Here is an 8461-nt window from a genome sequence, read left to right as displayed (position 1 = left end):
CTGGTCCTCGGTCAATTCATGCCTACGTGCCACCACGACCACACATCAAATCAAACCGGCACCTCAACCGCCCAGACTTTGAGGACACTCTCTAGACCGAAGACGGTGTTCGGAGCGGTCTGCAGGGCCACCGCGACCGCCATCGCCTGGGCCTCGTCGAACAGCAGCGGCGGCAGCGTGTGACCCGCCCCCAGACAATAGCCGCCTGCCGGTCCGCGCAGTGTCCGGACCGGATAGTCGAGCAGGCGCAGCGTTTCGATATCACGCCGGACAGTTCGCTCACTGACTTCGAGCCGGGCGGCGAGCTCACCGAGCGACCAGCGCCGCCGGGTGGCGAGCAGTGACAGCAGGCGCAGGGCGCGCCGGGAGGTATCGGCCACCGGCCCAACGGTAGTGGACATTCGATGGCCGGTATCGGTGGCATTGTCGCGGCCGGAATCGTCCGATCGGCTACGGGAGTCACAACACAATGCACACGATCATCGTCGGGGGTGGGATCGGCGGCTTGGCGCTGGCCGCCGGTCTGCGCCGGCACGGATTCGACGTATCGGTATTCGATCGCGACAGCGATGTCGCCCAGACCGGCGGATACCACATCACGCTCGACGGCCGGGCGCAGGCCGCCCTCCGGGAACTCGTCGCACCGGAAATATTCGAACGGCTGCTGGGATCGGCCTCGGCGCTGCGGCTACGCGACCGGGACGCACTCTGGGACCGCCGCGGCCGGCTGCTCGGCTACGGGCCGCGACTCGGGGACAGTCCGAGTGTGGACATCGACCGCATCACGCTGCGGAAGATCCTGGCCGACGCGGCCGGCCCCGACCTGTACCTGGGCCGGACGGTCACCGATATCGCCCGTACGGCACAGGGCGAGCCGACGGCCGTCTTCGCCGACGGGTCCTCCTGCCGTGGCGATCTGCTGGTCGGCGCGGACGGCGCCCATTCCCTCGTCGCCCGCCACCTGGCCGGTCGATCCACCAGCGAACCGACCGGCATCGTCGGCTTCTCCGGCCGGACCGGCGCCGAACGCCTCAGCGCCCGGGAGCGGCACCGGCTCGGCACCCGCTCGGGGATGGCGGTCGGACCGCGTGCCACCGCGCTCTACATCGGCTTTCTCGACCCGGTAGGCAACGCGGTACTCGGCGCGACAGATCGGCGAGAGGCGATCACGAACGGCCCCACCTACATCTGGGGCGCCATGTTCCCCGAGTCGGCCGCGACCGATTCTCTACGCGCCCTGCGCGGTGACGCCCTGCGTACCGCGCTGGCGGCCCGGTTCGCCCGCGGCGGCTGGCACCGATCCACCCTCGAGGTCGTCGAACGAGCCGAGCCCGACAGCATCGCGGCCTTCCGCTTCAACGCTTCCTCGACCCGAGCGCGAGACCTCGCTCCCTGGGCCGCCGGCCCGGTGACCGCCCTGGGCGACGCGGTGCACGCGACTCCACCCACCGCGGGCATGGGTGCCGGGGCCGCGATACGTGATGCGGCGAGCCTGGTCGCCCGGCTGGGTACGGTCGTCTCGGGCACGAGCACCCTGGCCGTCGCCGTGAGCGAATTCGAAGCGGATATGCGCGTGCGCGGTAGTGAAATCCTCGTCCAGGCCATGCGAACCGTCCGGTGGATGCGAGCCACCGACACACCCCTCGGTGCGGCCGCAACAGGACTCGCGACCCCGGTCCTGGCTACCGCCAACCTACTGGCGCGCAGACGCTGACCGTACCGAATCCGTACCGAACCAGGCACCTCGAACTCGGCCCACGCCCATCCCGGCTTCATGGTGCTATCGCTGTGAGGCCATCGAGATCGCCGAACTTCGCTTTTGTATCGAGAGAAACGACGGCACGACCGGTTTCCGCGGCATGCGCGGCGATGATCAGATCGTGTGCGCCGCGGGGTCTACCCGATCGGCGTACCTGCGCCAGGAGTTGGGCGTGACGAGTGGCTGTGGCATGGGTGTATTCGAGGATATCGAGGTCGGCGAGCAGCAAGGCGAGCCGGCGGGAGCGTTGAAGCGCCTGCCCACGGGTCATCCATGTCGTCCGACACCATGGCAAGCCCCGCCGCGATATCGGTGGCGTAATCGTCGTCGAACGGTGGTATGTCGGATTCCTCCAACGCAAGTCGCAACGAACGGCCCGTACTCGTCGCGGGCGGGGCCACGGTTGCCACCGTCCGCCCATGCCGGACGATACGAATCGTCTCACCGTGCTCCGCCCGGCTGAGCACGGCCGAGAAGTTGCGTGACGCCTCGGCCGCAGACGTTGTCACCATGAATTCATGCTTATCTGAAATATATGGATCGGGCTACTTGCGGGCCCCGACCACCGTGCGTCTGTCGTGCGAAACGAAAACGGCGCCGCTCCTCGAAGGAGCGGCGCCGTTTCCAGCGATTCAGGGAATCACTTGATGATCTTCGTGACGCGACCGGCGCCGACGGTACGGCCACCCTCGCGGATCGCGAAGCGCAGACCCTCGTCCATGGCGACCGGCTGGATCAGCTTCACCGACATCTCGGTGTTGTCGCCGGGCATAACCATTTCGGTGCCCTCGGGCAGGGTCACAACGCCCGTCACGTCAGTCGTACGGAAGTAGAACTGCGGACGGTAGTTGTTGAAGAACGGGGTGTGGCGGCCACCCTCGTCCTTCGACAGGATGTAGGCCTGTCCCTCGAACTCGGTGTGCGGGGTGGTGGTGCCCGGCTTGATGACGACCTGGCCGCGCTCCACGTCCTCGCGCTTGATGCCACGGATCAGCAGACCCGCGTTGTCACCGGCCTGAGCGGTGTCCAGCATCTTGCGGAACATCTCGATACCGGTGATGGTGGTCTTGGTCTTCTCCGGACGGATGCCGACGATCTCGACTTCCTCGTTGAGGTTGACCACACCGCGCTCCACACGACCGGTGACGACGGTGCCACGACCGGTGATGGTGAAGACGTCCTCGATCGGCATCAGGAACGGCTTGTCGGTCTCACGCACCGGGTCCGGGATGGACTCGTCGACAGCGTTCATCAGCTCGACGATGGACTCGGCCCACTTGGCGTCACCCTCGAGGGCCTTCAGGCCGGAGACACGCACGACGGGGGCATCCTCGTCGAACTCCTGCGAAGCCAGCAGCTCGCGGACCTCCATCTCGACGAGCTCGAGGATTTCCTCGTCGTCGACCATGTCCGACTTGTTCAGCGCGACCAGGATGTAGGGCACGCCGACCTGGCGGGCGAGCAGCACGTGCTCACGGGTCTGCGGCATCGGGCCGTCGGTGGCCGCGACCACCAGGATGGCGCCGTCCATCTGCGCCGCACCGGTGATCATGTTCTTGATGTAGTCGGCGTGACCCGGGGCGTCGACGTGGGCGTAGTGGCGCTTCTCGGTCTGGTACTCGACGTGGGAGATGTTGATCGTGATACCACGAGCCTTCTCCTCCGGCGCCTTGTCGATCTGATCGAAGGCAAAGCTCTCGTTCAGATCCGGGTACTTCTCCGCCAGCACCTTGGTGATCGCTGCGGTCAGCGTGGTCTTGCCGTGGTCGACGTGACCGATGGTGCCGATGTTGACGTGCGGCTTTGTCCGCTCGAACTTCGCCTTCGCCACTGTGTGGTCCTCCTGGACTTGTTGGTGCTTGCAGTTGCAGCAGTGCGGGGGTCATCCCCACGTACGTGGGGAACTAACGGGTTGTACAAACTCCCGGGAGATCCGGGGCAGGTGCGCTACCTGCCCCGGAGGGGCACTTACTCGCCGGTCGCCTTGGCGATGATCTCCTTCGACACGTTGGCCGGAACCTCCGCGTACGAATCGAACACCATGGAGTAGTTCGCCCGGCCCTGGGTCTTCGACCGCAGGTCACCGATGTAGCCGAACATCTCCGAGAGCGGAACCAGCGCCTTGACGACACGGGCACCACTGCGTTCCTCCATGGCCTGGATCTGGCCACGGCGGGAGTTCAGGTCGCCGATCACATCGCCCATGTACTCCTCGGGCGTGGTGACCTCGACCGCCATCAGCGGTTCGAGGATCACCGGACCGGCCTTACGGGCCGCTTCCTTGAGGGCCTGCGAGCCGGCGATCTTGAACGCCATCTCCGAGGAGTCGACGTCGTGGTAGGCACCGTCGAGCAGGGTGACCTTCAGGTTGACCAGCGGGTAACCGGCGAGGACACCGTACTGCATGGCGTCCTGTGCGCCAGCGTCGACCGAGGGGATGTATTCCCTCGGCACGCGACCACCGGAAACCTTGTTCTCGAATTCGTAGGTAGCGCCGTCTTCACCGACGAACGGCTCCAGCGCGATGATGACCTTCGCGAACTGACCCGAACCACCCGTCTGCTTCTTATGGGTGAATTCGAGCTTCTCGACCTTCTTGGTGATGGTCTCGCGGTAGGCCACCTGCGGCTTGCCGACGTTCGCCTCGACCTTGAACTCGCGCTTCATCCGGTCGACCAGGATGTCCAGGTGCAGCTCGCCCATACCGCCGATGACGGTCTGGCCGGTCTCCTGGTCCAGCTTCACCGTGAAGGTCGGGTCCTCCTCGGCGAGCTTCTGGATCGCGGTGCCCAGCTTCTCCTGGTCGGACTTGGTCTTGGGCTCGATGGAGACCTCGATGACCGGGTCCGGGAAGGTCATCGACTCGAGCACGATCTGGTTGTTCGGATCGCACAGGGTGTCACCGGTGGTGGTGTCCTTCAGGCCGATGACCGCGTAGATATGGCCGGCACTGACCTGGGGTACCGGGTTCTCCTTGTTGGAGTGCATCTGGAAGAGCTTGCCCAGACGCTCCTTCTTGCCCTTGGTCGCGTTGATGACCTGGGCACCGGAGTCGACCTTGCCCGAGTAGACGCGGACGTAGGTCAGCTTGCCGAAGAACGGGTGCACCGCGATCTTGAACGCCAGGGCCGCGAACGGCTCGTCGGCACTCGGCTTACGGGTGAGAACCTCGTCCTCGTGGTTCGGCGCGTGCCCCTGCACGGACTCGACGTCCAGCGGCGAGGGCAGGTAGTCGATCACCGCGTCGAGCATGGGCTGCACGCCCTTGTTCTTGAACGCGGAACCACACAGCACCGGGTAGAGCTCGGAGTTGACCGTCATCTTGCGGATGGCGCCCTTGATCTCGTCGATCGAGAGCTCACCGCCGCCGAAGAACTTGTCCAGCAGCGCCTCGTCGGACTCGGCGACGGTCTCCAGCAGTTCCTGCCGGTACTGTTCGGCCTTCTCGACCAGATCGGCCGGGATGTCCTGGACTTCGTACTTCTCGCCGAGTTTGGTCTCGCCGGTCCAGACCTTGGCCTTCATCTCGACCAGGTCGACGATGCCCTCGAAGGTGTCCTCCGCGCCGATGGGCAGCTGGATGACCAGCGGCTTGGCACCGAGGCGGTCCTTGATGGTCTGCACGGTGAAGTAGAAATCCGCACCCAGCTTGTCCATCTTGTTGACGAAGCAGATCCGGGGCACGTCGTACTTGTCGGCCTGCCGCCACACCTGCTCGGACTGCGGCTCCACGCCCTCTTTGCCGTCGAAGACGGCGACCGCGCCATCGAGCACACGCAGGCTGCGCTCCACCTCGACGGTGAAGTCGACGTGGCCGGGGGTGTCGATGATGTTGATCTGGTTCTGGTTCCAGAAGCAGGTCACCGCGGCGGAGGTGATGGTGATACCACGCTCCTGCTCCTGCTCCATCCAGTCGGTGGTCGACGCCCCGTCATGGGTTTCGCCGATCTTGTAGTTCACACCGGTGTAGAAGAGGATGCGTTCGGTCGTAGTGGTCTTGCCCGCATCGATGTGGGCCATGATGCCGATGTTGCGGACCTTGTTCAGGTCGGTGAGCACGTCCTGTGCCACGGAAATCTTCCCCGCTCGTAGCTAGTTGGGATTTTCGCCGACGGCCGTGTGGCCGTCATATCTGTCAAAGCGGAAGCGGTGCTTCCGTAAGCCTCCCGACCCCGCAGCGATGGGCCGGACAGACATCACCAGCGGTAGTGCGCGAAGGCCCGGTTGGACTCGGCCATCTTGTGGGTGTCCTCACGACGCTTGACCGAAGCACCCAGGCCGTTGCTGGCGTCGAGCAGTTCGTTGGCCAGGCGCTCGATCATGGTCTTCTCACGGCGAGCCCGCGAGTAGTTGACCAGCCAGCGCAGCGCGAGGGTATTGGAGCGGCCGGGACGAACCTCGACCGGCACCTGGTAGGTGGCGCCACCGACACGACGCGGCTTGACCTCGAGCGCCGGCTTGACGTTGTCCAGCGCGCGCTTGAGGGTGACGACCGGATCGGTGCCGGTCTTGTCGCGCGCCTGCTCCAGCGCGCCGTACACGATGCGCTCGGCAGTGGACTTCTTGCCGTCGAGAAGAATCTTGTTGACCAGTTGCGTCACCAGCGGCGACCCGTAGACCGGGTCGTTGATCAGCGGACGCTTGGGAGCGGGGCCCTTGCGAGGCATATCAGCTCTTCTCCTTCTTGGCGCCGTAACGGCTGCGGGCCTGCTTGCGGTTCTTCACACCCTGGGTGTCGAGCGAGCCGCGGATGATCTTGTAACGCACACCGGGAAGGTCCTTCACACGACCGCCACGCACGAGCACCATCGAGTGCTCCTGCAGGTTGTGGCCTTCGCCCGGGATGTAAGCCGTGACCTCGACCGCGCTGGTCAGCTTCACACGCGCGACCTTCCGCAGCGCGGAGTTCGGCTTCTTGGGGGTGGTGGTGTACACGCGGGTGCACACGCCACGACGCTGCGGGCTCCCCTTCAGGGCCGCGGTCTTGGTCTTGGAGACCTTGTCGCGGCGACCCTTGCGGACCAGCTGGTTGATGGTTGGCATATACCGGCTTTCCTTTTATCGGTTATGGCGGTGTCAGGGCTGTTCATCGAGCTTTCACCCGCACGTCCAACCACGTTTCTCGCGTCCCGAGGTCGGGCGTGTCGCGCGCAGTTCAGGGCCCGATTTACAGGCACGCTGGAATCGTCGGCCGCTCTCGCTGGCCTACGTCTACGCTCGAACTTGCCCGTATCCTTCCGGGCACAGCGGTCCACTGTACTCGGGCGTAGTGAATAGGGTCAAAACCGGGGTGATGTTGTGATATGGCGGGCCGACAACGGCCCCTCGATTTCCGGCTCTCGACCCCTCCCGGGCAGTCTCTCGTTCCTACTCAACGGACCCGATCGACCGCTTGTTCCCGGTTTGTCACGAGCACGGGCGAGGCCGGGCGGGCCCGGGAGCCCGCGAAACGAGTGGCGCCGCGGCGCCGGCGTACGGACTAACGCGCGATGTTGAGCGTGAGTTCGAGCAGTTTCTTCGCGGCGGCGCACGGGTCGGGCGTTCCCGCGTTGACCCACCAGCCGATCACTCCGGAGTCGGCGGCGCTGGCGGTCATCCCGCACGAGTTCGGATCGTTCGGCCGCCGGACCTCCAGCGCGATCGTGCCCTGCACGGTGGTCTTGGTGCTGGTGTAACCCAGCTTGTCGTTCGTGGCCTGCTCGTTGCGCAGCGACCCGTTCTCGTACCAGTTCAAAGTGAGCATTCCGGAGCCACCGCCGACATCCCACATGCAGACCGCGCCGAAGAACGAGTCGCTGATGTAGGCGTTGCCACCGAGCGCGTCGACGATCTGCTGGTCGGTGACCACTTCGCATTCACGTAACAGTTTGTCGATCTGGGCGGTATCCACCGATTCGCCACCACCGACCGGTTGCGCGGTCCCCGCCACGGTGCTGCCGCAGCCGGCCCCGAACACCGCGGTCATCAGCAGCGCCGCCGCGACGGACGCCCTGCGTAGCCGCCGTCCACCCGCGCGGCCGTCCCCGAATGCCGTCATCGCCTTCATCCCAGCCGCTCGATCGTCAGTTCGGCGAGTGCCCGGCTGCGGTCGCACGGGCTACCGCCGGGGATGCTCAGCGCGGTGGACCACTCGAAGAAATCGTCGTCGAGTTGTACCGCGAGATCGCAGATCCGCCCGGTGGGATCGAGTGCCGCGAACCCGTTGCGGCCACCCACCGTGATCGGTTCCGGCGGCCGGCCGTGAGTCGTGACCCAGGCCTTTTCCCGTTCCAGCGGGCTGCCCCGGTACGACGCGAAGGTGATGGAGTTCCCGCCCAGGCCACCGCCCTGCCAATTGCAGCCGACCGCGTTCTTGAAGGACTGCGAGATCTGGCCGAGCCCCCCGACATCACGTACCTCGTTGTCGGTCACGTGCCCGCATTCCCCTACGAACGGACCGAGCGCCGCCACCTTCGGCGCCGGCCCCCGCGGACCGTCGGCGTCTCCGCCGGCCCCTTCGTCGGATCCGCACCCCGTCAGGGCAAACGCCGCGGTTAACCCGAGGACTATCGCCGACCTGATCCGCATGCCGTGCACAATACCGACGAAAGACCGCTCCCGGCGGCGGTGCAGGTCGCCCCGGGTTCTCGCACCGCCGGTCGGCGACCGGGCCGAACCGTGGTGAGTACCGCGCGGCGGCAGGGGGTTCGGCGCGGCCGGACC

General features: G+C 65.8%; 9 protein-coding genes and 1 pseudogene. 1 reads left to right on the top strand and 9 read right to left on the bottom strand.

Annotated features, from left to right (window positions below; genetic code table 11):
* Window positions 1–50: 50 nt before the first annotated feature.
* Entirely contained in the window at window positions 51–401 is a 351-nt protein-coding gene (locus ACWCPQ_RS32165; protein ID WP_449905981.1) for a helix-turn-helix transcriptional regulator, read from the bottom strand.
* A gap of 68 nt (window positions 402–469) precedes the next feature.
* Between ACWCPQ_RS32165 and ACWCPQ_RS32160 the strand changes: the two genes are divergently transcribed.
* Entirely contained in the window at window positions 470–1714 is a 1245-nt protein-coding gene (locus ACWCPQ_RS32160; RefSeq protein WP_449905978.1) for an FAD-dependent oxidoreductase, read from the top strand.
* 58 nt (window positions 1715–1772) lie between these two features.
* On the opposite strand, the gene ACWCPQ_RS32155 is transcribed toward ACWCPQ_RS32160, so the two are convergent.
* The 8 genes and pseudogenes from ACWCPQ_RS32155 to ACWCPQ_RS32120 all read right to left on the bottom strand — a co-directional run bounded on the left by ACWCPQ_RS32155 (window position 1773) and on the right by ACWCPQ_RS32120 (window position 8326).
* On the bottom strand, window positions 1773–2030 hold the full coding sequence (locus tag ACWCPQ_RS32155) for a type II toxin-antitoxin system VapC family toxin (RefSeq protein WP_449905976.1): 258 nt from the start codon (window positions 2028–2030) through the stop codon (window positions 1773–1775).
* Window positions 2031–2169: 139 nt separating this feature from the next.
* Window positions 2170–2271: pseudogene (locus ACWCPQ_RS32150) on the bottom strand (type II toxin-antitoxin system Phd/YefM family antitoxin); the annotation flags it as partial.
* A 128-nt stretch (window positions 2272–2399) separates the two neighbouring features.
* A complete protein-coding gene (tuf, locus tag ACWCPQ_RS32145) occupies window positions 2400–3590 on the bottom strand; it encodes an elongation factor Tu (RefSeq protein ID WP_449905973.1) in 1191 nt (396 codons plus the stop codon).
* 137 nt (window positions 3591–3727) lie between these two features.
* The gene (fusA, locus tag ACWCPQ_RS32140; protein ID WP_449905971.1) at window positions 3728–5830 is read right to left on the bottom strand and encodes an elongation factor G; all 2103 of its coding nucleotides are present in this window, start codon (window positions 5828–5830) and stop codon (window positions 3728–3730) included.
* Between the two features lie 125 nt (window positions 5831–5955).
* Window positions 5956–6426, bottom strand: a complete 471-nt coding sequence (gene rpsG, locus ACWCPQ_RS32135; protein WP_063000274.1) for a 30S ribosomal protein S7 — start codon at window positions 6424–6426, stop codon at window positions 5956–5958.
* A 1-nt stretch (window position 6427) separates the two neighbouring features.
* The gene (rpsL, locus tag ACWCPQ_RS32130) at window positions 6428–6802 is read right to left on the bottom strand and encodes a 30S ribosomal protein S12 (RefSeq protein ID WP_063041881.1); all 375 of its coding nucleotides are present in this window, start codon (window positions 6800–6802) and stop codon (window positions 6428–6430) included.
* Window positions 6803–7238: 436 nt separating this feature from the next.
* The gene (locus ACWCPQ_RS32125; protein ID WP_449905966.1) at window positions 7239–7796 is read right to left on the bottom strand and encodes a DUF3558 domain-containing protein; all 558 of its coding nucleotides are present in this window, start codon (window positions 7794–7796) and stop codon (window positions 7239–7241) included.
* A gap of 5 nt (window positions 7797–7801) precedes the next feature.
* A complete protein-coding gene (locus tag ACWCPQ_RS32120; protein WP_449905963.1) occupies window positions 7802–8326 on the bottom strand; it encodes a DUF3558 domain-containing protein in 525 nt (174 codons plus the stop codon).
* Window positions 8327–8461: the final 135 nt, after the last annotated feature.

The sequence above is a fragment of the Nocardia sp. NPDC001965 genome, assembly GCF_053594175.1.
Note: the sequence above shows the minus strand (reverse complement) of the source record. Positions and strands in the feature narration are given on the sequence as shown.